The 23,694-nt window shown below is 72.1% G+C and carries 20 protein-coding genes; 5 read left to right on the forward strand and 15 right to left on the reverse strand.

Going from position 1 to position 23,694, the window contains the following annotated elements; translation table 11 throughout:
* Positions 1-115: 115 nt before the first annotated feature.
* From ABZ951_RS04085 to ABZ951_RS04100, 4 genes are all read right to left on the reverse strand, one after another.
* Positions 116-1,723 (reverse strand): glycerol-3-phosphate dehydrogenase/oxidase, encoded by a 1,608-nt coding sequence (locus ABZ951_RS04085; RefSeq protein WP_344094406.1) that lies wholly within the window; start codon positions 1,721-1,723, stop codon positions 116-118.
* A gap of 2 nt (positions 1,724-1,725) precedes the next feature.
* On the reverse strand, positions 1,726-3,258 hold the full coding sequence (gene glpK / locus ABZ951_RS04090; RefSeq protein WP_344094408.1) for a glycerol kinase GlpK: 1,533 nt from the start codon (positions 3,256-3,258) through the stop codon (positions 1,726-1,728).
* A gap of 41 nt (positions 3,259-3,299) precedes the next feature.
* A complete protein-coding gene (locus ABZ951_RS04095) occupies positions 3,300-4,082 on the reverse strand; it encodes an MIP/aquaporin family protein (RefSeq protein WP_344094410.1) in 783 nt (260 codons plus the stop codon).
* A 279-nt stretch (positions 4,083-4,361) separates the two neighbouring features.
* Positions 4,362-5,126: an IclR family transcriptional regulator gene (locus ABZ951_RS04100; RefSeq protein ID WP_344094412.1), complete on the reverse strand. Its 765-nt coding sequence runs from the start codon at positions 5,124-5,126 to the stop codon at positions 4,362-4,364.
* A gap of 412 nt (positions 5,127-5,538) precedes the next feature.
* Here ABZ951_RS04100 and metH point away from each other — a divergent pair, with 412 nt between their 5' ends.
* The gene (metH, locus tag ABZ951_RS04105) at positions 5,539-9,045 is read left to right on the forward strand and encodes a methionine synthase (protein ID WP_344094414.1); all 3,507 of its coding nucleotides are present in this window, start codon (positions 5,539-5,541) and stop codon (positions 9,043-9,045) included.
* Positions 9,046-9,484: 439 nt separating this feature from the next.
* Here metH and ABZ951_RS04110 read toward each other — a convergent pair whose 3' ends face one another.
* Complete coding sequence (locus ABZ951_RS04110; RefSeq protein ID WP_344094416.1) at positions 9,485-9,718, reverse strand: hypothetical protein; 234 nt, start codon at positions 9,716-9,718, stop codon at positions 9,485-9,487.
* 174 nt (positions 9,719-9,892) lie between these two features.
* Positions 9,893-10,468 (reverse strand): sigma-70 family RNA polymerase sigma factor, encoded by a 576-nt coding sequence (locus ABZ951_RS04115; protein ID WP_344094418.1) that lies wholly within the window; start codon positions 10,466-10,468, stop codon positions 9,893-9,895.
* A gap of 126 nt (positions 10,469-10,594) precedes the next feature.
* Between ABZ951_RS04115 and ABZ951_RS04120 the strand changes: the two genes are divergently transcribed.
* Positions 10,595-10,732 carry a hypothetical protein gene (locus ABZ951_RS04120; RefSeq protein ID WP_344094421.1) on the forward strand — a complete coding sequence of 46 codons (138 nt, stop codon included), beginning with the start codon at positions 10,595-10,597 and terminating at the stop codon, positions 10,730-10,732.
* Positions 10,733-10,840: 108 nt separating this feature from the next.
* Here ABZ951_RS04120 and ABZ951_RS04125 read toward each other — a convergent pair whose 3' ends face one another.
* Positions 10,841-12,427 (reverse strand): MDR family MFS transporter, encoded by a 1,587-nt coding sequence (locus ABZ951_RS04125; protein WP_344094423.1) that lies wholly within the window; start codon positions 12,425-12,427, stop codon positions 10,841-10,843.
* 129 nt (positions 12,428-12,556) lie between these two features.
* On the opposite strand from ABZ951_RS04125, the gene ABZ951_RS04130 reads away from it, so the two are divergent.
* Positions 12,557-13,306, forward strand: coding sequence for a TetR/AcrR family transcriptional regulator (locus tag ABZ951_RS04130; protein WP_344094425.1), 750 nt, complete (start codon positions 12,557-12,559; stop codon positions 13,304-13,306).
* A 16-nt stretch (positions 13,307-13,322) separates the two neighbouring features.
* Here the strand turns inward: ABZ951_RS04130 and ABZ951_RS04135 are convergent, their stop codons facing one another.
* Positions 13,323-14,768 (reverse strand): MFS transporter, encoded by a 1,446-nt coding sequence (locus tag ABZ951_RS04135; protein ID WP_344094427.1) that lies wholly within the window; start codon positions 14,766-14,768, stop codon positions 13,323-13,325.
* An 89-nt stretch (positions 14,769-14,857) separates the two neighbouring features.
* Between ABZ951_RS04135 and ABZ951_RS04140 the strand changes: the two genes are divergently transcribed.
* Positions 14,858-15,736 carry a helix-turn-helix transcriptional regulator gene (locus ABZ951_RS04140; protein WP_344094429.1) on the forward strand — a complete coding sequence of 293 codons (879 nt, stop codon included), beginning with the start codon at positions 14,858-14,860 and terminating at the stop codon, positions 15,734-15,736.
* Between the two features lie 18 nt (positions 15,737-15,754).
* Here the strand turns inward: ABZ951_RS04140 and ABZ951_RS04145 are convergent, their stop codons facing one another.
* The 5 genes from ABZ951_RS04145 to ABZ951_RS04165 form a co-directional block, all read right to left on the reverse strand.
* Positions 15,755-16,723 carry a superoxide dismutase gene (locus tag ABZ951_RS04145; RefSeq protein WP_344094431.1) on the reverse strand — a complete coding sequence of 323 codons (969 nt, stop codon included), beginning with the start codon at positions 16,721-16,723 and terminating at the stop codon, positions 15,755-15,757.
* 163 nt (positions 16,724-16,886) lie between these two features.
* Positions 16,887-18,116, reverse strand: a complete 1,230-nt coding sequence (gene mshC, locus ABZ951_RS04150) for a cysteine--1-D-myo-inosityl 2-amino-2-deoxy-alpha-D-glucopyranoside ligase (RefSeq protein ID WP_344094432.1) — start codon at positions 18,114-18,116, stop codon at positions 16,887-16,889.
* 103 nt (positions 18,117-18,219) lie between these two features.
* Positions 18,220-19,059 (reverse strand): SCO1664 family protein, encoded by an 840-nt coding sequence (locus ABZ951_RS04155; RefSeq protein ID WP_344094433.1) that lies wholly within the window; start codon positions 19,057-19,059, stop codon positions 18,220-18,222.
* The gene (locus tag ABZ951_RS04160; RefSeq protein WP_344094435.1) at positions 19,023-19,613 is read right to left on the reverse strand and encodes a DUF3090 domain-containing protein; all 591 of its coding nucleotides are present in this window, start codon (positions 19,611-19,613) and stop codon (positions 19,023-19,025) included. Before ABZ951_RS04160 ends, ABZ951_RS04155 begins: the two co-directional genes overlap by 37 nt.
* A gap of 124 nt (positions 19,614-19,737) precedes the next feature.
* Complete coding sequence (locus ABZ951_RS04165) at positions 19,738-20,463, reverse strand: histidine phosphatase family protein (RefSeq protein WP_344094438.1); 726 nt, start codon at positions 20,461-20,463, stop codon at positions 19,738-19,740.
* A gap of 65 nt (positions 20,464-20,528) precedes the next feature.
* Between ABZ951_RS04165 and corA the strand changes: the two genes are divergently transcribed.
* Positions 20,529-21,524 carry a magnesium/cobalt transporter CorA gene (corA, locus tag ABZ951_RS04170; protein WP_344094440.1) on the forward strand — a complete coding sequence of 332 codons (996 nt, stop codon included), beginning with the start codon at positions 20,529-20,531 and terminating at the stop codon, positions 21,522-21,524.
* A 7-nt stretch (positions 21,525-21,531) separates the two neighbouring features.
* Here the strand turns inward: corA and ABZ951_RS04175 are convergent, their stop codons facing one another.
* Both ABZ951_RS04175 and ABZ951_RS04180 read right to left on the reverse strand, forming a co-directional pair.
* Positions 21,532-22,320 carry a ferritin-like domain-containing protein gene (locus ABZ951_RS04175; protein WP_344094442.1) on the reverse strand — a complete coding sequence of 263 codons (789 nt, stop codon included), beginning with the start codon at positions 22,318-22,320 and terminating at the stop codon, positions 21,532-21,534.
* 230 nt (positions 22,321-22,550) lie between these two features.
* The gene (locus ABZ951_RS04180) at positions 22,551-23,600 is read right to left on the reverse strand and encodes an LLM class F420-dependent oxidoreductase (protein WP_344094446.1); all 1,050 of its coding nucleotides are present in this window, start codon (positions 23,598-23,600) and stop codon (positions 22,551-22,553) included.
* Between the last annotated feature and the right edge of the window lie 94 nt (positions 23,601-23,694).

Below are 23,694 nucleotides of genomic sequence, written 5' to 3' on the forward strand. Positions count from 1 at the left end.
GCCGAGGGGAGAGGCGCCGGACGGCGTCTCTCCCCTCAGGGGCCGGCACCGGGCGGACCCGGTGCCGGCGGCGGGCCTCGGCCCTTTCGGACCTTTTCGACCCTATTCGGGCTGGTCAGCCCTTGTCGCCCAGCATGTCCTTGACGCGGGCGCGGACGTCCTCGGTGTCGAGGCCGCGGATCGTCAGCGTGGTGCGGCGGCGCAGCACGTCGTCGACCGTCTCGGCCCACTCGTGGTCCCGGGCGTAGACGACCTGGGCCCAGATCTCGGGGCCGTCGGCGTGGATGCGCTCGCCGAGCTCCGGGTTCTCGTTGACCATGCGGGCGATGTCGAACGACAGCGAGCCGTAGTGCGTGGCCAGGTGACGGGCGGTCAGCGGGTCCATGCGGCTGCCGGGCTCGCGGTCCACCAGCAGGCGGTGGGCGACGGCGTTGGGGTTGGCGACACCGGGCAGCGGGGTCCGGCGGACGAGGCTGGAGACGGGCTCCATGTCCTCGGTCAGCGGGCTGCCGGGCACCTTGGCGAGCTTGGCCATGACCGTACGGCCGATGTGGCGGTAGGTCGTCCACTTGCCGCCGGCGACGGACAGCATGCCGCCCTTGCCCTCGGAGACGACCGTCTCGCGCTTGGCCTGGGACACGTCGCCCGGGCCGCCCGGCAGGACGCGCAGGCCGGCGAAGGCGTACGTCATCAGGTCGCGGTCTAGGTCCGCGTCCTGGATGGAGAACGCCGCCTCGTCGAGGATCTGCTGGATGTCCTCCTCGGTGGCGCGGACGTCCGCCGGGTCGCCCTCGTACGCGGTGTCGGTGGTGCCGAGGAGCAGCTGGTCCTCCCAGGGGAGGGCGAAGGTGATGCGGTACTTGTCGATCGGGGTGGCCATGGCGGCCTTCCACGGCGACTTGCGCTTCATCACGATGTGCGCGCCCTTGGACAGGCGGATGCTCGGGTTGGCGCCCTTGTCTTCCAGCTTGCGCAGGTGGTCCACCCACGGGCCGGTGGCGTTGAGGACGACCCGAGCGTCGATGCCGAACTCGGCACCGTCCACCCTGTCCTTGAGCTCCGCGCCGGTGACCTTGCCGTGCGTGAAGCGCAGCCCGGTGACCTCGGCGTGGTTGAGGACGACCGCGCCGGACTCGACGGCCGCGCGGACCGTCATGACCGCGACGCGCGAGTCGTTCATCTGGTGGTCGTAGTAGACCGCGACGGCCTTGAGGTTGTCGGTGCGCAGGCCGGGGTTGTCGGCCTTGGCCTTGGCCGGGGAGATGACCTTGCCGACGCCGTCGCCGAAGGCGGACAGCGCGGAGTAGGCGAAGACACCGGCACCGAGCTTGGCGGCGCCCACCGGGCCGCCCTTGTAGACCGGCAGGTAGAAGGTGAGCGGGTTGACCAGGTGCGGGGCCACGTCCTTGGCCAGCACCCGGCGCTCGTGGTGGTTCTCCGCGACCAGCTTGACCGCGCCGGTCTGCAGGTAGCGCAGACCGCCGTGGACGAGCTTGGACGACGCGGAGGAGGTGGCGCCGGCGAAGTCACCGGCGTCCACCATCGCGACCCGCAGCCCGGACTGCGCGGCGTGCCAGGCCACCGAGGTGCCCAGGATGCCGCCACCGATCACCAGGAGGTCGTATGTCGCGTTCGACAGTCGGTCCCGGGTCTCGGCGCGGCCCGGGTTGGCACCGGCAGCCGGGTGCGTTCCCAGGGTCGGAACGCTCTGCGGGGTTGTCATGATTACTCCTCGTCCTCGATCCAGCCCATGGTCCGCTCGACGGCCTTGAGCCAGCTCTTGTACTCGCGGTCACGCGTGTCCGCATCCATGCGGGGGGTCCACTCGGCGGCCCGGCGCCAGTTGGCGCGCAGGGCGTCGGTGTCCGGCCAGAAGCCGACGGCCAGGCCGGCGGCGTAGGCAGCGCCGAGGCAGGTGGTCTCGGCGACCATCGGACGCACCACGGGTGCGTCCAGGAAGTCCGAGAGCGTCTGCATCAGCAAGTTGTTGGAGGTCATGCCGCCGTCGACCTTGAGTGCGGTCAGCTCGACGCCGGAGTCCTTCGTCATGGCGTCGGTGATCTCGCGGGTCTGCCAGGCGGTGGCCTCGAGCACGGCGCGGGCGATGTGCGCCTTGGTGACGTAGCGGGTCAGGCCCGCGATGACACCGCGCGCGTCGGAGCGCCAGTAGGGGGCGAACAGGCCGGAGAAGGCCGGCACGAAGTAGGCGCCGCCGTTGTCCTCGACGGAGCTGGCGAGCGTCTCGATCTCGGCCGCGCTCTTGATGAGGCCCATCTGGTCGCGCATCCACTGCACGAGGGAGCCGGTGACGGCGATGGAGCCTTCGAGGGCGTAGACCGGGGCCTGGTCGCCGATGCGGTAGCCGACGGTGGTCAGCAGGCCGTTGTAGGAGTTGACGGGCTCGTTGCCGGTGTTCATCAGCATGAACGTGCCGGTGCCGTAGGTCGACTTGGCCTCGCCCTCGGAGAAGCAGGTCTGGCCGAAGAGGGCCGCCTGCTGGTCGCCGAGCGCGGAGGCGACGGGGACGCCGGCCAGGGCGCCGCTCTTGGCGGTGCCGTAGACCTCGGCGGAGGAGCGGATCTCCGGCAGCACGGCGACCGGGATCTCCATGGACTCCGCGATGCGCTCGTCCCAGGCGAGGTTGCGCAGGCTCATGAGCATCGTGCGGGAGGCGTTGGTGACGTCGGTGACGTGGACGCCGCCGTCGGTGCCACCGGTGAGGTTCCAGATGACCCAGGAGTCCATGGTGCCGAAGAGGATGTCGCCGCGCTCGGCGCGCTCGCGCAGGCCCTCGACGTTGTCCAGCAGCCAGCGGACCTTCGGGCCGGAGAAGTAGCTGGCCAGCGGCAGGCCGGTCTCGCGGCGGAAGCGGTCCTGGCCGACGTTGCGGCCGAGTTCCTTGCAGAGGGCGTCGGTGCGGGTGTCCTGCCAGACGATGGCGTTGTGGACGGGCTCACCGGTGGTCTTGTCCCACATCAGCGTGGTCTCGCGCTGATTGGTGATGCCGATCGCCTTGACGTCGGCGGCGGTGATGCCCGCCTTCTCGACGGCGCCGGCCACGACCTGCTGGACGTTCGCCCAGATCTCGCTGGCGTCGTGCTCGACCCAGCCCGGCTTCGGGAAGATCTGCTCGTGCTCCTTCTGGTCGACGGAGACGATGCGTCCGTCGCGGTCGAAGACGATGCAGCGGGAGGAGGTGGTGCCCTGGTCGATCGCCGCGATGAACGGGCCCGTGCCGTGGGTGCCGGTGGTGGTCATGTCTCGTGTGCTCCTGGAAGTCGTGAGGTCTCGGCGGGTGCTCAGTACGCGAGCTTGTGAATGCCTGCGGCGAGCGCGGCGCCGATCAGCGGGCCGACCACCGGGATCCAGGCGTAGCCCCAGTCGGAGCCGCCCTTGTTCGGCAGCGGCAGCAGCGCATGCACAATACGCGGGCCGAGGTCACGAGCGGGGTTGATCGCGTATCCGGTCGGGCCGCCCAGCGAGAGGCCGATGCCGACGACGACCAGCGCCGTCATCAGCACACCGGTGCCGCTGACGGCCAGGCCCTTGGTGAGGCCCTGCGTCAGGATGGCGAGCACGAGCACCGTGGTCGCGATGATCTCCGTGGCCAGGTTCTGCACGACGTTGCGGACCTCGGGTCCGGTGGAGAAGATGCCGAGCACCGGGCCGGCGGCGGGGGCCGCGGACTTGTCCACTATGCCCTCGTGGCCGGTGGTGGCGGCGACGATCTCCGGGTCGGTCATGTGGGCCCGGAACTGTCCGTAGTACGTGACCCACACCAGCGTGGCGCCGATCATCGCGCCGAGCATCTGGGAGCCGAGGTAGAGCGGCACGTCGCTCCACTCAGTGGCACCGTCGATGGCGAGGCCGAGCGTGACGGCCGGGTTGAGGTGCGCACCGGACGGGTTGGCGATGTACGCCGCCGTCAGTACGGCGAAGCCCCACCCGAAAGTGATGGCGAGCCATCCCGCGTTGAGCGCCTTGGAGCGCTTCAAGGTGACGGCGGCGCACACGCCACCGCCCAGCAGGATGAGCACGGCGGTACCGATGGTCTCGCCGATGAAGATGTCGGAGCTGGACACCCGCGACTCCTTTGTCCTTCGTCCAGGGGAAGGCGAACCCCGGGTCCCTCCGGTGGTCCGCGCCCTCCGAGAGGGCTTTGATCGGCCCGCGGCAGAGTCCACCATAGCGAATATTGTCGTTAGGTGTTCGACAATGCCGACCGATGAACGGCAGTTTTCTGCACGGTCAAGAGCGCGTCAAGGGTTCCTGGAGCGAAAAGTCCCGGCCACGGGGCCGGAAGTATGCGATCGATACCGGCCGGTAACCGAACCGCGACCTGCGGACTTGATCGTCCGTTCTCAGAAGCGCCCGGCGCCCAGATCGCGGGAGACGGCCCGCGCGCAGTCCCGCACGGCCGCCACCAGCTGGGCGCGCAGCTCGCCGTCCTCGCACACCCGCTCCACGGCACCGGTGATGCCGACCGCGCCCACCGGGGTCCGCCGGCGGTCGTGGATGGGGGCGGCCACCGAGGCGACGCCGGCCCAGGTCTCCTCGACGTCCGAGGCCCAGCCCCGGGCCCGTGTCAGATCCAGCACACTTTCGAATTCGGCCGAGCCGGTGACGGTCTTCGCGGTGAACGCCTCACGCTCGGCGTCGGCCACCTCGCTGTGCGCGACGGGGTCGTAGGCGGAGAGCACCTTGCCCAGGGCGGTGCTGTGCAGCGGCTGCATCGCGCCGACCTCCAGCACCTGCCGGCTGTCGTCGGGCCGGAAGACGTGGTGGATGACCAGGACGCCCTGCTGGTGGAGGACGCCCAGGTAGACGCTCTCGCCGCTGGAGCGCGCCAGGTCGTCCGCCCACACCAGCGCGCGGGCGCGCAGCTCGTGCACGTCCAGGAAGCTGTTGCCGAGGCGCAGCAGCTCGGCGCCGAGCTGGTAGCGCCCGGACGTCGGGTCCTGCTCGACGAACCCCTCCTGCTGGAGGGTCCGCAGAATGCCGTGTGCGGTGCCCTTCGCCAGCCCCAGCGAGGAAGCCACGTCGGACAGTCCCAGCCGTCGCTCTCCCCCGGCGAGCAGCCGTAGCATCGCCGCCGCCCGTTCGAGCGACTGGATGGTCCGTGCCATCGCGCAACCTCCTCCACATGGCCGTTCGGCAATGCTGAACACTATCGGCCGATGCCGACCGAAGGTAGCTGACGGCGGGCTCGACCATGATCACCGAGGGTGGTCCGAAGCACCGCACCGGGGGCCGCTCCCCGTCGCCGTACGCCCCCGTGAGCTGGCGCGATGCCGGACTCGCGCCGTGAACACGCCGTCAACACCGTGTGTCGCAAGGGACCCTCGCACCGCGCCGCGGGGCACGCCTACCGCATCCGGACGCCCCTTGGGGGGCTTTCGTCCTTTCCCGGTCGCGGCAAGGCCGTATTAAGCCGTGGGACACCCCTACCGCCGCCGGAATCGCCAGCTACGCTGACGACGTGCGCCTTCTACGGGAGGGCGCAAAGCCGACAGCCGTCGCAACCCCGGGAGCACTTCCATGGCCTCGTTCACGCCATCGACCGCAAGCACCGCCCGAGCCTCCGAACTGCGGGAGGCCCTCGCCTCCCGGGTCGTGGTGGCCGACGGAGCCATGGGCACGATGCTCCAGGCGCAGGACCCCAGCATGGAGGACTTCGAGCAGCTGGAGGGTTGCAACGAGATCCTCAACGTCACCCGCCCCGACATCGTGCGCACCGTCCACGAGGCGTACTTCGCCGTCGGTGTGGACTGCGTGGAGACCAACACCTTCGGCGCCAACCTCGCGGCGCTCGGCGAGTACGACATCCCCGAGCGGATCTTCGAGCTGTCGGAGTCGGGCGCCCGGATCGCCCGCGAGGTCGCGGACGAGTTCACCGCCGGCGACGGCCGCACCCGCTGGGTCCTGGGCTCCGTCGGCCCGGGCACCAAGCTGCCCACGCTGGGCCACGCGCCCTACACCAAGCTGCGCGACGCCTACCAGCAGAACATCGAGGGACTGATCGCCGGCGGCGCGGACGCGATCCTGGTGGAGACCACCCAGGACCTGCTCCAGACCAAGGCGTCGGTCATCGGTGCCCGCCGCGCCCTGGCGGCGGCCGGCGCGGACCTGCCGCTGCTGGTGCAGGTCACCGTCGAGACCACCGGCACCATGCTGCTGGGCTCGGAGATCGGCGCGGCGCTCACCGCGCTGGAGCCGCTGGGCATCGACATGATCGGCCTGAACTGCGCCACCGGCCCGGCCGAGATGAGCGAGCACCTGCGCTACCTCTCCCGCCACGCCCGCACCCGCGTCTCGGCGATGCCCAACGCCGGCCTGCCGGTCCTGGGGAAGAACGGGGCGCACTACCCGCTGTCGCCCGAGGAGCTGGCCGACGCGCACGAGACGTTCGTCCGGGAGTACGGGCTGTCGCTGGTCGGCGGCTGCTGCGGCACGACGCCGGAGCACCTGCGGCAGGTCGTGGAGCGGGTCCGGGGCATGCGGCCCACCGAGCGGCAGCCCCGGCCCGAGCCGGGTGCCGCCTCGCTCTACCAGACGGTCCCCTTCCGCCAGGACACCTCGTACCTGGCCATCGGCGAGCGGACCAACGCCAACGGCTCGAAGAAGTTCCGCGAGGCCATGCTGGAGGGCCGCTGGGACGACTGCGTGGAGATGGCCCGCGACCAGATCCGCGAGGGCGCCCACATGCTCGACCTGTGCGTCGACTACGTCGGGCGGGACGGCGTCGCGGACATGGAGGAGCTGGCCGGCCGGTTCGCCACGGCCTCGACGCTGCCGATCGTGCTGGACTCCACCGAGCTGGACGTCATCCGGGCCGGGCTGGAGAAGCTCGGCGGCCGGGCCGTCATCAACTCCGTCAACTACGAGGACGGCGACGGCCCCGAGTCGCGCTTCGCGAAGGTGACCGCGCTGGCCGCCGAGCACGGCGCGGCGCTGATCGCCCTGACCATCGACGAGGAGGGCCAGGCCCGCACCGTCGAGAACAAGGTCGCCATCGCCGAGCGGCTCATCGCCGACCTCACCGGCAACTGGGGCATCCATGAGTGCGACATCCTCATCGACACCCTCACCTTCACCATCTGCACCGGCCAGGAGGAGTCCCGCAAGGACGGCATCGCCACGATCGAGGCGATCCGCGAGCTCAAGCGCCGCCACCCCGACGTCCAGACCACCCTGGGCCTGTCCAACATCTCCTTCGGCCTGAACCCGGCCGCCCGGGTGATCCTGAACTCCGTCTTCCTCGACGAGTGCGTCAAGGCCGGCCTGGACTCGGCGATCGTGCACGCCAGCAAGATCCTGCCGATCGCCCGCCTGGAGGAGGAGCAGGTCAAGGTCGCCCTCGACCTGATCTACGACCGGCGCGCCGAGGGCTACGACCCCCTGCAGCGGCTCATGGAGCTGTTCGAGGGCGTCAACATGAAGTCGATGAAGGCGGGCAAGGCCGAGGAGCTGCTCGCGCTGCCGCTCGACGAGCGGCTCCAGCGCCGCATCATCGACGGCGAGAAGAACGGCCTGGAGGCCGACCTCGACGAGGCCCTGCGCGACCGCCCCGCCCTGGACATCGTCAACGACACCCTGCTGGAGGGCATGAAGGTCGTCGGCGAGCTCTTCGGCTCCGGCCAGATGCAGCTGCCGTTCGTCCTGCAGTCGGCCGAGGTGATGAAGAGCGCGGTCGCCTACCTGGAACCGCACATGGAGAAGTCCGACGCCGAGGGCAAGGGCACCATCGTGCTGGCCACCGTCCGCGGTGACGTCCACGACATCGGCAAGAACCTCGTCGACATCATCCTCTCCAACAACGGCTACAACGTCGTCAACCTCGGCATCAAGCAGCCCGTCTCCGCGATCCTGGAGGCCGCCGAGGAGCACCGGGCGGATGTGATCGGCATGTCGGGCCTCCTGGTGAAGTCCACCGTGATCATGAAGGAGAACCTGGAGGAGCTCAACCAGCGCAAGCTGGCCGCCGACTACCCCGTCATCCTCGGCGGCGCCGCGCTGACCCGCGCCTACGTCGAGCAGGACCTGCACGAGATCTACGAGGGCGAGGTCCGCTACGCCCGCGACGCGTTCGAGGGCCTGCGGCTGATGGACGCCCTGATCGCCGTCAAGCGGGGGGTGCCGGGGGCCGCGCTCCCGGAGCTCAAGCAGCGGCGGGTGCCCAAGCGGGCGGCGCCCGTGGTGGAGGCCGAGGAGCCGGAGGGTTCCGTCCGCTCCGACGTCTCGGTGGACAACCGGGTGCCCGAGCCGCCGTTCTGGGGGACCCGCGTCGTCAAGGGCATCCCGCTGAAGGACTACGCCTCCTGGCTCGACGAAGGCGCCCTCTTCAAGGGCCAGTGGGGCCTGAAGCAGGCCCGCGCGGGCGGCCCGACGTACGAGGAGCTCGTCGAGACCGAGGGCCGGCCGCGGCTGCGCGGCTGGCTGGAGAAGCTCCACACGGAGAACCTCCTGGAGGCGGCCGTCGTCTACGGCTACTTCCCCTGCTACTCCAAGGGCGACGACCTGGTCCTGCTGAACGAGGACGGCACCGAGCGCACCCGCTTCACCTTCCCGCGCCAGCGGCGCGGCCGCCGGCTGTGCCTCGCGGACTTCTTCCGCCCCGAGGAGTCCGGCGAGCGGGACGTCGTGGGCCTTCAGGTCGTCACCGTCGGCTCGCGCATCGGCGAGGCGACGGCCGAGCTGTTCGCGGCGGACGCCTACCGGGATTATTTGGAGCTGCACGGTCTGTCCGTCCAGCTGGCCGAGGCCATGGCCGAGTACTGGCACGCCCGCGTCCGCGCGGAGCTCGGCTTCGCCGGTGAGGACCCCGCGGACGTGGAGGACATGTTCGCCCTGAAGTACCGCGGCGCCCGCTTCTCCCTCGGCTACGGGGCCTGCCCCGACCTGGAGGACCGCGCGAAGATCGCGGCCCTGCTGGAGCCGGAGCGGATCGGCGTGCACCTGTCGGAGGAGTTCCAGCTGCACCCGGAGCAGTCGACGGACGCGATCGTGATCCACCACCCGGAGGCGAAGTACTTCAACGCGCGCTGAGGTGACCTCGCGGGGACCTCGCCGGTCCGGCTGCCTTTGGGGGCGGCCGGGCCGGCGCCTCGCGGCACGCCCGGCCCAGTGGGCTTGACGAAGCCCTGTGCGGTTCAGCCGCGCGCGAAGGGCCCGGCGAGATCGGATCTCGCCGGGCCCGTTCCGCGTGTGCGCCGCGGTGGCATCACGGCCTCCCTCCGGCCGTCGTCGTGCTGTGCGGAGCCGGTCGGCGCAGCCACGGAGGACTTCCGCGGCTGCACCGGCCGGCCGTATGTCTCCCTACCCCCGTGGCCATCCCCCCGATGGGCCACGAGTCATAGGTGCAAACCTGCGAGGGTTACGGCGGCGAACCAGCCGACGAGCGCGACGGCCAGTGCGGTCGCGGCGCCACTGGAAGCCCGGCGGGGTGGTAACCAGGCCGTAGGGGCCGTATGCCGACGCGTCTTCATCATCCGGCCGCCGATCGTGCCGTTCCCGTGGTGAACCCGTTCTCACGCCTGATCCGCATAGGAGGATCGACGGGTTCGGGGGCACTCCGGGCGGTGAGGTCGGCCGCTTCCGAGAGGCGGTCGTACAGGACCTCCCAGTCGCCGGGGCCACGTGTGTCCGGAGGGACGAGCTGGTCACCCTCCCGAAGGTAAGCCAGCATCCTCTCGTGAGGAGAGGAGTTGCGGTCGTTCATGGATACTCCCATCAGTTTGGCTCCGAGTTGTGGATGGGTGCCACCCTGAGGTCACGGCCTGTCGCGCCAACGAGAACGCCGTGACCTCAGGACGGGATCCAGCACCACCGTGCCCCGGCCCGCCCCGCGTGCGGCGGCCGCTTGCCAGGCGGCCGCCGAAAGGTCCCGGATCCGTCAGGCCGGTTCCATCTCCTCGTCACCGCGCCGGACTTCGGCCTTGGCCTTCGCCTCACCCTCGGCCAGCTCCCGGCTCACCGTCGCCGAGGAGATGCCCAGCAGGTCGCCGATCTCGGTGCCCTTGAGGCCCCACACGTGCTTGAGCTCCCAGACGGCCGCCTGGCGCTCGTCGGCGATCGCCGCCTTCACCGCCTCCAGCAGCTCCAGGTACTCCAGCCCCGCGACCGGGTCGGCACCGAACAGCGGGGGCGCGTCGGGGAGGTCGCCGAACGGCGTCTCGTTCGAGGCACGCTTGCGGTAGTGGTCCCGCACCTTGTTCCGGGCCACCGCCGTCGCGAAGACGATGACCGGCTTGTCGAACGTCGTGCCCTTGCGGAATTCGCGGAAGACCGCGATGCAGACCTCCTGGGTGATGTCCTGTGCGAGGTGGTAGTCGCGGGTGATGCGCGTCACCGACGCGATCAGGCGCGGCTCGATCGTCCGCAGAGCCTCCATGAGTTCGGTCTCGCGCTGCTTCGACAGCTTGCGGACGGGTTCCTCCGAACCACTTCCGCGCCCTGAGAGCTGCCTCATCTCGCCCCTCTCCACAGTCCGGGCACCAGCTTCAGGCCCCGGGCTCCCTCTTAGGACGCGGCAGGCGCACAGATTTTTCAGCCGGTCCGCATGAAAATTCAGCCACGTCCAGGGGGACTTGGAGGCATGGACATACGCATCGCCTTCGCCCTGGTTCTCGGTGGCCTCGCTGTCTACCTCGCGTACCGCGACCCGATGCTCGGCGCCGCCCTCGGCATCGGCGTCGTGGTGGTCACGCTGCTGCTGGCCCTCCTGAAGGAGTAACGGCTCGCCCTCGCCGCCCCCTCCGGCCCCCGGCGGGGGCGGCGTCACGACCGGCCGGAATCGGTGCCGCGGCCGCGCCGGTGGTGCGGCGCACCGCGCCTGATGGAGTCACACCGCCGCCCGCTCGGCCGTGACGGCGGCCGGCTCGGGCTCGGCCGCCGGGGCCGCGGCCCGGAGGGGGACCTCGCGGACGAGCCAGGACGCGGCGAAGACCGCCAGGCCCAGCAGCAGGGCGCCGACGAGCAGCCCGTGCAGTCCGGCCGTCGCCGCCTGCCCGTAGGCGTCGCGGACGGGCTCGGGCAGGGACCGCAGCAGAGCGGGTGTCAGCTCGCTGCCGGCCGAGGTCATCCGGTGCGCGGCCTCCCCTCCCACCTCCGCGGCCAGGCCCGTCTCCGTGCGGCTGGTGTAGACGGCGCCCAGCAGGGCGATGCCGAGCGAGCCGCCGATGGTGCGCATCAAGGTGACGGTCCCGCTGGCGGCGCCCATGTCACGCAGGGGGGCGCTGTTGGTCGTGATGAGGACGGCGCACTGTGTGAGCAGGCCGATGCCGATGCCGACGGGCACGGTCAGCGCGCCGGCGAGGGCCGTGGGGGTGTCCGCGTCGAGGAGCAGCAGGAGCAGCACGCCCGCGACGGTGAGCGCGCCGCCGATGATCGGGTAGGCGCGGTAGCGGCCGTTGCGGCTGATGAGGTGGCCGCAGGTCAGCTGGGCGGCGAGCATGCCGAACATCAGCGGCAGGAGGATCATGCTGCTGGCGGTGGGTGAGGAGCCCTGGGCGAACTGCGTGTACTGCGGGAGGTAGTTCGTCACGGCGAGCATGACGGCGCCGGCCAGGAAGCTGAGGATCTGGGCGGCGGTGAAGTTGCGGTCGGCGAAGAGCCGGGGCGGGATGACGGGTTCGGCGGCGCGCCGTTCGGCCCGTACGAATCCGGCCAGTGCCGCCACGCCGACGGCGGCCAGGGCGAGGACGGCCGGTGAGTCCCACGCGTAGCGGGTGCCGCCCCAGCTCGCGACGAGGGACAGCGCCAGGATGGCGACGGTCAGCAGCCCGGTGCCGAGGTAGTCGATCCGGGCCTTGACGCGCTCGCTGCGCAGCCGGAGCGTCGTGGCGACGATCAGCAGGGCGACGGCGCCGACGGGCAGGTTGACGTAGAACGTCCAGCGCCAGCTGAGCTGCTCGGTGAGGAAGCCGCCGACCAGGGGTCCGCCGATGAACGCGACCGGCAGGATGACGCCGATCATGGACTGCACCCGGCCGCTCCGCCGCGGCGGCACCAGGATGCCGATGATCGCCAGCGCGCCGACCATCAGGCCGCCCGAGCCCAGCCCCTGCACGGCGCGGAAGGCGATGAGCTGGTTCATGCTCTGCGCCGCGCCGGCGAGGGCCGAGCCGGCGAGGAAGAGCACGATCGCGGCCATGAACGTGCCCTTGCGGCCGTAGAGGTCGCCGGCCTTGCCCCAGATCGGGGTGGACGCGGCGCCGGCGAGCAGATAGGCCGTCACCACCCAGGACAGTTGCCCCGGCCCGCCGAGCTCGCCGACGATGGTGGGCAGGGCCGTGCCCACGATCAGGCCGTCCAGCATGGCCAGGAACATGCCGAGCAGCAGGCCGAACACGGCGACGCCGAGCGGCCCACGGTGCGTGGGCGGTGCCGCTTCGCTTTCCTTGCCGCTGCCGCTGTCGCTGTCGCGCATGAACTCCCCCTCGTTGTGTACAACGTATTCAGCGGGATACAACGTACACATCAGCGTGTACAACGTCCACCACTGATACGTTGTACACCGGCACTCCTCGCGGGAAGCGAGCAGCGCGAAGGGAGCGGCATGGCCAGGAAGAAGAGCGAGGACACTCCGGAGGTCCCGCTGTGGGAGCGGCTGGAGAACCCCTCCCCCGCGCCCCGGCAGACCCTGACCCCGCGGCGGATCGCCGCGGCGGCGGTCGCGATCGCCGACGCGGACGGCCTGGGCGCCATCACCATGCGCCGTCTGGCCGCCGAGCTGGACGTCGTCCCCATGGCGGCCTACCGCTATGTGTCGGGCAAGGACGACGTCCTGGAGCTGATGGTCGATCACGTCTATGCCGAGCTTCAGCCGCTCGCCGGGTCGGCCGGCTGGCGGGAGAGCATGCGCGCCTTCGCCTCCCGCACCCGCGACCTGATCCTCGCGCACCCCTGGCTGGCGCAGCTCCCGCCCGAGACGTCCCTCTCCCTGACGCCGCACCGGGTGGCGGCGACCGAACAGGCCCTGAGCGAGCTGGACGGCATCGGCCTGGATCCGGACACGATGATGGCCGTCGTCCAGACCGTCGCGGCGTACGTGCACGGCATCGTCGGCTCCGAGGTCGCCCTGCGGCAGTGGATGCGGCACCGGGGGTGGGCGAGCGGCGACGAGATGCGGACCGAGCTCGCGCCCCAGATGCGCTGGCTGCTGGGCACCGGCCGCTACCCCGTTTTCCACCACTACATCGGCCACGCCGCCCACAAGGGCGACCCGCAGTGGCAGTTCGACAGCGGGCTCGACCTCGTCCTCGACGGGATCGCCGCCCGGCTGGGCCCGGGCGGCACGGCGGCCTGACCGGCGGAGCCGGGGGTCAGTCCTCGGCGGAGCCGCCCCCGCCCGGCAGCAGTGCCGGCAGAGCCGCCAGCGCCAGCGCCAGGACGAGGTGGAACCCGGTGGCGACGGCCAGCGCGTGCCCGTACGCGCGCACGCCGTGCCGGGCCGGACCGCCCAGGGCGCCGTGGAAGAGAGCCCCGGCCACGGCCACGCCGAGCGCACCGCCGACCTGCTGACCGGTGGACAGCACCCCCGAGGCCATGCCGGTCTCCGCGGGAGCGACCCGCGCGAGGACGGCGTTCAGCAGCGGGGGCACGAGCAGGCCGTTGCCCGCGCCGGTCAGGAGCAGGGTCAGCGCCAGGTGCCAGGGGCGCAAGTCCGGCCCGGCCGTGGTGGCGAAGGCGATCGTGAGCGCGTGGCCCGCGGCGGCCAGGAGGGCTCCGGCCTGGAGGACGCGGCGGCCGAACCGGGCGAGCCGCCCCGCCAGGACGTTGGCCGCGAAGAAGGAAGCGGCGAAGGGGAGATAGACGAGGGCGGCGCCCAGGGCACTCGTCCCCAGGCCGTCCTGGAGCGTGAGCGACAGGAGGAGGAAGGAGGAGTTGATGCCCGCGTAGGCGAGGAGGACCAGGGTCATCCCGACGGCGAAGGGCCGCTCGCGCAGCAGCCGCAGGCGGATGAGGGGCGCGCCGCCCCGGGCGTCGACGCCGCGTTCCACCGCCGCGAAGACGGCGAACGCGACGGCACTGCCGGCGAGAGCGAGCCAGGTCCACAGCGGAGTCCCGGCCTCCCGGCCCTCGGTCAGCGGCACGACGAGCAGGAACAGCGCGACGGTCAGCACGGCCGCCCCGCGCAGATCGAGGCGGCGGGCCCCCTCGGCGCGGGACTCGGGCACGTACCTGGCGGCGAGGGCCAGCGTGAGCAGGCCGACCGGCACATTGACCCAGAAGACCGGCCGCCAGGACGAGCCGAACAGGTGCGCGGCGACGAGCGCACCCCCGAGCAACTGGCCCACCGCGCCCGACAGCCCGATCACCGCGCCGAGCGCGCCGAGGGCCCGCGGGCGCTGCCGGGCCGGAAGCAGCACCTGGATCATCGCGAACACCTGCGGGAACATCAGGGCGGCGGTGAGCCCCTGAGCCATCCTGGCGGCGATGAGGGCCCCGGCGCCGGGGGCGAGCGCGCAGGCCGCGGAGGCGAGGGTGAAGAGCGCCGTCCCGGTCATGAACACCCGCTTGCGGCCGAAGAGGTCGCCCAGGCGGGCACCGGTGATCAGCGCGACGGCGTAGGTGAGCTGGTAGCCGGCCAGGATCAGCTGGATGTCGGCGGACGAGGCGCCCAGGTCGGCGCGGACGGCGGGGGCCGCGACGAGGACGATGAAGGTGTCGAGCACGGCCATGAACGCGCCGGCCAGCACCACCGACAGGGCCCGCCAGGGCGCCACGGCCCCGGCGGGAGCGGGGCGGGGAAGGGATATCTGCGTCATGCCCACGATCTTCGGGCGGGCCGCACCATAGCTGTAGTGACCACTTATGCTGGCATGAACAGCACCCCCTTCCGCCGCTGAGAGACCACATGCCGCCCGAGCAGGCCGTACCGCCCGACCGTGTGCGGCGGCGCGCGCTCGCGGAGTTCCTGCGCTCGCGCCGGGAGCGGATCACCCCGCGCGAGGCGGGCATCCTGCCCGGCCCCCGGCGGCGCACCCCGGGGCTGCGCCGCGAGGAGGTCGCCCAGCTCTCCGGCGTCAGCGTCACCTGGTACACGTGGCTGGAGCAGGCGCGGGACATCAGCGTCAGCCGGCAGGTGCTGGAGAGCCTGGCCCGCGCGCTGATGCTCGACGCGGCCGAGCGGCGGCACCTGTTCGCGCTCGCCGGGGAGCCGCTGCCGGGGCGGCCGCCCGCGGACGGCCCGCCTCCGGCGCTCCAGCGGCTGGTGGACGCCCTCGATCCGCACCCGGCGTACTGCCTCGACGTCCACTGGAACCTGGTGGCGTGGAATCGCGCCGAGGCCGCCCTCATCGGCGACCCGGCGCGCCTGGAGCCACGCGCGCGCAACCTCTTGCGGCTGATGTTCACGGACCCGCGGCTGCGCACGCTCGTCGCCGACTGGCCCGGCCAGGCGCGCCGGCTGCTCGCCCAGTTCCGGGCCGACGCCCGGCAGCGCATCGGCGACCCGCACCTCGAACGCCTCACGGGCGAGCTGCGGCAGGAGAGCCCGGAGTTCGCGGCATGGTGGGAGTCGCACGACGTCGCCGACTTCCACGCCAACCGGCGGACGTTCCACCACCCGCGGGCCGGCCTCCTCGTCCTGGACTACGTGAAACTGGCCGCGCTGGACACCCCGGGCGTCAAGCTCTTCGCCTGCATGCCCGCGGACGCGGAGACCGCCGGGAGGCTGCGGGAGCTGACCGGCCCTCAGGCCGACGGCCGCCCGGAGGCAGGTGACGGGTGGTAAGGCACGCCCCGGCTCCCCTCAGTCCACCCGCCGCACCGCCACCGCGTCGTACTCCATCGCCGGATCCGGTTTCTCGTTGAAGCGGGAGTTGGGCAGGTAGAGGCGGTCGCGGTACGTGGCCACCGTCGTCGGGATCCGGAAGCGCGGGTCGGTGATCCTGGCCACCGCGCGCCCCCGCAGGCCCGTCGCGTCCAGGTGGAAGACGTCGACGGCGTTCTGGACCTGCTGGACGACGTACAGCGTGCGGCCCAGGAGCAGCGCGCCGTCGCCGTCGGGGAGCTTCTTGCCGCCCAGGTCGACGCGGCGGGCGTCACCGGTGCGCGGATCGACGCGGAAGAGGCTGCCGCCGCCGTGGTAGACGTTGATGACCAGCAGCGCCCTGCCGTCGGGGGTGCGTTCGATGCCGTTGGTGGTGAAGCCGTCGCCGGGAGCCGCCGTCCACTCGCCTTTCAGCGGCAGGGTCACCACGTCCCGGGGGTGGGGCAGTTCACCGCGCGGGCCGAGCGGCAGGCCGTAGAGCTGCGACTGGGTGGAGTCGGTGAACCAGGCGGCCCGGGGGGTGAGCACCACGTCGTTGACGAGGGTCGCGGGCCGGCCGACCTCGTAGGTGGCCAGGGCCGCTCCGGTGGCGCCCGCCACGACGCGCAGGAGGCGGGTCGGGCCGCCCGCGAGGAAGAGGCGGCCGCGGTGGTCGCTCTTGAGGCCGATGGTGGGGGTGTCGGTGCCGGTGGGGATCACCGTGCCCCGGCCGGTGGCCAGGCTCGCGCGGTAGACCGAGCCGCCGCCGAGCGAGCCGAACCAGGCGTACGGGCCGGGTCCGGTCGCGATGCCCTCGGGGCGGAAGCCGACGGGGAGCGGGAAGGAGGTGGGCCACGCGCCGCCCGTGCCCTGCGCGCGGGCCAGCGGGGCCAGTGGCCCGGCGACCGCTGCGGCGCCCAGGGCCGCGCCCGCCCCGAGCAGTCTTCGGCGTGCCAGGGAACCTGCCATGGTGTGCGTCCTTCCGTGCGGGAAAGCCGTGCGAGGAAAGGTGACCGGCTCACCGAAGCACAGGGCCTCCGGGCGACACGCGCGGCACAGACGGATCTGCACAAACGAACGGGGGCGCTCCCCGAAGAGAGCGCCCCCTGTCGGAGCGGTTGCCGCCGGTCGCCTACAGGGCGACGCCCAGCAGCGCGTCCACGGTCCGGGAGACCAGGCCGGGCGCGCCCTCGTCCGTGCCGCCCTCGGCCGTCTGGGCGGCGGCCCAGCGGTCGACGGCGGCCAGGGCGCGGGGCGCGTCGAGGTCGTCGGCGAGGGCGTCGCGGACCTCCTCGACCAGGGCGTCGGCGGGCAGGCCGTCGGGGCGGGAGACCGCGGCGCGCCAGCGGGCGAGGCGCTCCACGGCCTCGGCCAGGACGGCGTCGGTCCACTCCCAGTCGGCGCGGTAGTGGTGGGACAGCAGGGCCAGGCGGATGGCGGCGGGGTCGACGCCGTCGCGCCGCAGGGCGGAGACGAAGACGAGGTTGCCCTTGGACTTGGACATCTTCGCGCCGTCGAGACCGACCATGCCGGCGTGCACGTACGTCTGGGCGTACGGGTGCTCGCCGGTGAGCGCCTGGGCGTGCGAGGCGCCCATCTCGTGGTGCGGGAAGGCCAGGTCGGAGCCGCCGCCCTGCACATCGAAGCCCATGCCGAGGTGGTCCAGGGCGATGGCGACGCACTCGATGTGCCAGCCCGGGCGGCCTGGGCCGAGGGAGGCGCCGTCCCAGCTGGGCTCGCCCGGGCGGGCGGCCATCCACAGCATCGGGTCGAGGGGGTTCTTCTTGCCCGGGCGGTCCGGGTCGCCGCCGCGCTCGGCGGACAGCAGCCGCATCGCCTCGGCGTCGAGGCCGGAGACCGCGCCGAAGGCGGGGTCGGCGGCCACGGAGAAGTAGACGTCGCCTTCGAGCTCGTAGGCGGCTCCGGCGTCGCGCAGCCGCTCCACTAGGGGAACGATCTTCGGTATCGACTCCACGGCGCCCACGTAGTGGCGGGGCGGGAGCATCCGCAGGGCGGTCATGTCCTCGCGGAAGAGGGCGGTCTCACGCTCGGCGAGGGCCGTCCAGTCCTCGCCGTCGCGGACGGCCCGCTCCAGCAGCGGGTCGTCGACGTCCGTGACGTTCTGGACGTAGTGAACCTGCCGCTTGGTGTCGAGCCACACGCGCTGCACGAGGTCGAACGCGTTGTAGGTCGCCGCGTGCCCCATGTGGGTGGCGTCGTACGGCGTGATGCCGCAGACATAGATACGGGCGACGGGACCGGGGACGAGGGTCACCCGTCCACCGGTCGCGGTGTCGTGGATCCGGAGGTCGCGGCCACTGCCAGGCAGGGCGGGCACCTCAGAAGCGGGCCAGGCATGCATGACATGAGCGTAACCGGACGCATGTTCCGGATACGAACCGGACTCGGGTGTTGGCCGAAGACACCCTCTTGCGTCTCCGGCCTCCCGTGTGCATGGTCGTCGTTCAGACCGGTGGCCAGGGGATCGCCGGCCAGCGTCCGCTGGGTTCCCGGTGCCGTCCGGTGCGCAGCAGGTCGGCCACCCGGGCTCGCAGGGCATGAATCTCGGCCGGAGTGATGAGTTCCGCCAGGCGGGCGGCGAGTGGGCGGTCTTCGGCCAGATCGTCCGAAAGTCGCCGTAGGGCCGCGAGGGCCTCCTCCGGCAGCGGCTCGCCCGCCCAGCCCCACAGGAGGGTGCGCAGCTTGTCGTCGGCGTTGAAGGTCACACCGTGGTCGATGGCGTAGAGCCGGCCGTCGGCCGCGGGCAGCAGGTGGCCGCCCTTGCGGTCGCCGTTGTTGATCACCGCGTCGAGGACCGCCAGGCGGCGCAGGCGCACGTCGTCGGCGTGGACGAGCAGCGCGGTGCGACCCTCGCCCTCGGCGCCCACGTCCGCGAAGCCGACGGCCTTCCAGCCCTCGCCGGGCTCCTCGCCCTCGACCAGCGCGAGCAGCCGCTGCTCGGCGTCCGCCTCCTCGGACACCTCGACCCACAGCTGGACCATGCCCTCGCCGTAGGGGCCGTCGCGCAGCACCGTGGGCGGGACGAGCCCCCAGCCCATGGCCTCGGAGAGCTCGTAGGCGGCCACCTCACGCTGGGCGAGCGTCCCGTCGGGGAAGTCCCACAGAGGGCGCTCGCCGGCGATCGGCTTGTAGACGCACGCGGCGCTGACGCCCTCGTACTCGACCGTGCAGTAGAGCACGGCGTTGGACGCCTCACGGACCTGGCCGCGCACCGTCAGCTCGCCCAGGGCGAGCAGCTCGTGCGGCGTCACGCTCCGCGGCGGTATCCGTTCTGGCGCGGGCATACGTGTCCCTCCGGATCGAGCGGCAGGCTGCACAGGGGGCAGGGCGGGCGGCCGGCGTTGACGACCTCCAGGGCGCGCCGGGCGAACGCGCGGGCCATGGTGCCGGTGAGGCGGACGCGCAGCATCGGCGGGCCGTTCGCCTCGTCCTGGAGCAGCCGCTCCTCGGCCGCGACCAGGTCCTCGTCGGTGTCGGCGGCCAGCTCGACGAGCGCCTGCGCCTCGACGATCATCCGCTCGTCCTCGCCGTCCCAGGCCAGGGCCATGGTGCCGACGCGGAACTCCTCCTCGACGGGGGACTCCAGGGGCGCGGTGTCGGACAGTTCGGCGGGGGCCACGGCGGGCACCGGGGCGTTGCCGCCGGTGCGTCGCACCACCTCGTCGAGCAGCTCGTCGATGCGCTCCGCGAGCGCTTCGACCTGCGCCTTCTCCAGCGCGACGCTGGTGGTACGGCCGGCCGCGGACGCCTGGAGGAAGAAAGTGCGGCGGCCCGGCAGCCCGACCGTGCCGGCGACGAACCGGTCCGGCGGGTCATAGAGGAACACCTGACGGGACAACGTCCTGCTCCCTTTGGTTCGGGTGGTCGAAAAGAGGTCGGAAAGGGTGGGAGAACCGTTCCGGATGCTGGTCACAGGTGGTGCGGCGGCCGGAGCCGCGCCACCACCCTACTGCGCACGCCGATCACGGTGCTCCCGCCCCGCCCCCCACCGCCGCCTGCTCGTCGGGCGCCCCGGCCGCCCCGTCCGCCCCGGCCTCGCCGGCCGGGGGGTGCGGGGCGGGGGCCAGGCCCTTGAGGTCGCCGGTGTCCCCGAGCCGCACCAGGTAGGGGCGCAGCCGCGTGTAGCGGACGGCGGTGACCGAGCAGGGGTCGACGGAGATCCTCTGGAAGAGGTCGAGGTGCATGCCGAGGGCGTCGGCGACGAGCGACTTGATGATGTCGCCGTGCGAGCACATCAGGAAGACGGCGTCGGGGCCGTGCTCCTCCTCGACGCGGGCGTTCCACTCCCGTACGGCGTCGACGGCGCGGGCCTGCATGGCGCGCATCGACTCCCCGCCGGGGAAGGCGGCGGCGGAGGGGTGCTGCTGGACGACGGCCATCAGGGGTTCCTCGCCCAGCTCGGCGAGTTTGCGGCCCGACCAGTCGCCGTAGTGGCACTCACCGATCCGGTCGTCGGTGTGCAGCGGCAGCTCCGGCCGGGCGGCCAGGAGCGGGGCCAGGGTCTCTTGGCACCGCTGGAGCGGGCTGGTGACGGCCACGGCGAGCGGCAGCTCGGCGAGCCGCTCGGGGAGGGCGGCCGCCTGGGCGGCGCCGCGCTCGTCCAGGGCGACGCCGGGGGTCCATCCGGCGAGCACGGCCTGGGTGTTGGCGGTGGACCGGCCGTGCCGGACCAGGATCAGCGTGGGCATGACCACACCCTACGTCGGCCCTTTCCCGCGCCCCTGCGGCATACTCGGGCGCGATCAGCGGCAGAATGCCCTGCGTGATCGTGGACTGCGCCATTTACCGGGACGGACGCCGCACCGAGGGCCCCGCCGACTTCTCCGACGCGCTGGACGAGGCGCGCGCCACCGAGGGGCACTCGTTCCTGTGGATCGGGCTGCACGAGCCGACGGAGAAGGAGTTCGACCTCGTCACCAGCGAGTTCGGGCTGCACCCGCTGGCCGTCGAGGACGCCCTGCACGCCCATCAGCGGCCGAAGCTGGAGATCTACGACGACTCCCTCTTCGTCGTGCTCAAGCCCGTCACCTACGACGACGACGCGGACGTCGTCACCACGAGCGAGCTGATGCTGTTCGTCGGTGACTCCTTCGTGGTGACCGTCCGGCACGGCGAGGGCAGCCCCCTGGCCGACGTGCGGCGGCGGCTGGAGCGGGAGCCGGAGGTGCTCCGGCACGGGCCCACCTCGGTGCTGTACGCGGTGAGCGACGCGGTCGTCGACCAGTACATCGAGGTGGCCGGTGAACTACAGGCGGATCTGGAGGGGCTGGAAGCGGAGGTGTTCGCACCGGTGGGCGGGGACACCAGGAACACCGCCTCGCGGATCTACGCCTTCAAGCGCCAGGTCATGGAGTTCCGCCGGGCGACGGTGCCGCTGACCGACCCCATGGCCCGGCTGACGGGCGCGGGGGTGCCGTTCGTGCCCGAGCACTCGCAGCCCTTCTTCCGCGACGTCAGCGACCACCTGACGCGGGCGAACGAGTCCGTGGAGGGCCTGGACCGGCTGCTGACGGACATACTCTCCGCCCACCTGGCGCAGATGGGGGTCCAGCAGAACGACGACATGCGCAAGATCTCGGCGTGGGCGGCCATGGCCGCGGTCCCCACGATGATCGCCGGGGTCTACGGCATGAACTTCGACCACATGCCGGAGCTGCGGCAGCCCTGGGGCTATCCGGCGGTCGTCGCCCTGATGGCCGGGCTGGTGTTCTGGCTCCACCGGCTCTTCAAGCGGCGCGGCTGGCTGTAGGAGCCGCTCATACGACGCCGGCGGCGGACGTGACGGGCCCGCCCAGCGCGTCGAGGCGGTCGGGCATGCGCAGGGTGACCATCCGCCGCCACCCGACGGCCCGCTCGTAGGCGTACACCGCCCGGATGCCCAGGGCCAGCGCCAGCGCCTTCGGCCGGGACCAGCCCAGGATCGCGCCCATCCGGCCCATCACGGCCAGGCTGACGTCCCGGTAGACGCGGATCTCGGCGCGGGCGCTGTTCCGCAGGACCGACCGGATGGTCCGGCCGTGCCCGGCGCGGGCCAGCCGCAGCAGCTCCTCGTGGCAGTAGGCCAGGTGGTTGGTCTCGTCCTGCGAGATCATCCTGAGCGCCTTGCCGATCTCGGGGTGCTCGCCGAAGTGGGCCATCAGCAGGTCCATCTGGTCGGCGGCCCGCTGTTCGGTGACCCGGCTGTGGGCGAGGTACTCGACGATGTCCCGCTCGGTGAGCGGGGTGTCGGCGCGCAGCCTCTCGTGCGGCAGACCGATGCCGCCGCGTTCGAGGAGCATCGTGTAGTCGGTCTCCGCGGGCACCGGGACGGGGTCGAGGCCGCGCTTGTGCAGCAGGGCGTTGAAGATCCGCCCGTGTTTGTCCTCGTCCGCGCCGTGCCGGGCGATCTTGGGGGCGAGGGCGCGCTGCTCCTCGGGGACGAGGGCGACGATGCGGCCGTTCTCCCAGGCGCCCTGGGCCTCACCGCCGGCCGCGATGGAGCAGAAGAGCCGGTAGGACTCGTCGTTGTCGAGGATTTCCTGGAACACGCTCCTGGCCGACAGCACAGCTGCCACCTCCGTTCACGGCACGACTTCCGCACAGCTCCACGAGTCAAGTGCCGCGGGGCGGGCCCGGCAACAGCGGCGCCTCCACTCGGCCGAACGCCCCCGCCGCGCCCGGTGTCCGTCAAAGACGGCCGCGGCGCGTAACCCGCGGCCCGTACGGGCGTTGTGCTGGGTACCGGCCGTGGCGGGGAAGACACCCCGAGCCCCCACCACGGCCGCAGTCTTCCCCGCTACGCCAGGCCGGCCCGCTCCAGGGCGTCGACGCCGGCCCGCAGGCTCGCGATCCGCTCGTCCAGCGTGAAGCCCGCCGGGGCCAGCGACAGGGTGGTCACCCCGGCCGCGGCGTACGCCTGCATCCGGTCGGCGATCCGCTCGACGGGGCCCAGCAGCGAGGTGGAGTCGATCAGGTCGCGGGGAACGGCCGCGGCGGCGCCCGCCTTGTCGCCGGAGAGGTACTTCTCCTGGATCTCGGCGGCGGCCTTCTCGTAGCCCATCCGCTGCGCGAGCTTGTTGTAGAAGTTCTGCTTGGCGCTGCCCATGCCGCCGACGTACAGGGCGGTGTACGGGCGGAACATGTCGGCCAGGGCGTCGACGTCGTCACCGAGGGCCATGGGCACGGTGGGGACGAGGTCGAAGCCGTCCAGGTCCTTGCCCGCCTTCGCGCGGCCCGCGCGGAGCGCGCCGACCGTGGTCTCCTCGGCGTGCTCGGGGGCGAAGAAGATGACGAGGGCGCCGTCGGCGATCTCGCCGGTCTGCTCCAGGTTCTTCGGGCCGATGGCCGCGATGTACAGCGGGATGTGCTCGCGCACCGGGTGCACGGTGAGCTTGATGGGCTTGCCCGGCCCGCCCGGGAGCGGCAGCGTCCAGTGGTCGCCCTCATGGGTGACGCGCTCGCGGGACATGGCCTTGCGGACGATCTCGACGTACTCGCGGGTGCGGGCGAGCGGCTTGTCGAACTTCACGCCGTACCAGCCCTCGGAGACCTGCGGGCCGGAGACGCCGAGGCCGAGGCGGAAGCGGCCACCGGAGAGCGAGTCGAGGGTGGCCGCGGTCATCGCCGTCATGGTGGGCGTGCGGGCGGGGATCTGGAAGATGGCCGCGCCGACGTCGATCCGCTCGGTCTGCGCCGCGACCCAGGACAGCACGGTGGGGGCGTCCGAGCCGTACGCCTCGGCGGCCCAGCACACCGAGTAGCCCAGGCGGTCGGCCTCACGGGCGACCGCGAGGTTGTCCGCGTCCATCCCGGCGCCCCAGTAGCCGAGGTTGATTCCGAGCCTCATCCCGCTCATCCGGACTCCCCTTACTGATCAGTAACGTCGCTGTTGCGGGGACTCTAACGCGCTCACCCGCGCCGCGTCATCGGCGAGTTGTCCA

The sequence above is a fragment of the Streptomyces sp. NPDC046215 genome, assembly GCF_040646215.1.
Lineage (GTDB): Bacteria > Actinomycetota > Actinomycetes > Streptomycetales > Streptomycetaceae > Streptomyces > Streptomyces stramineus.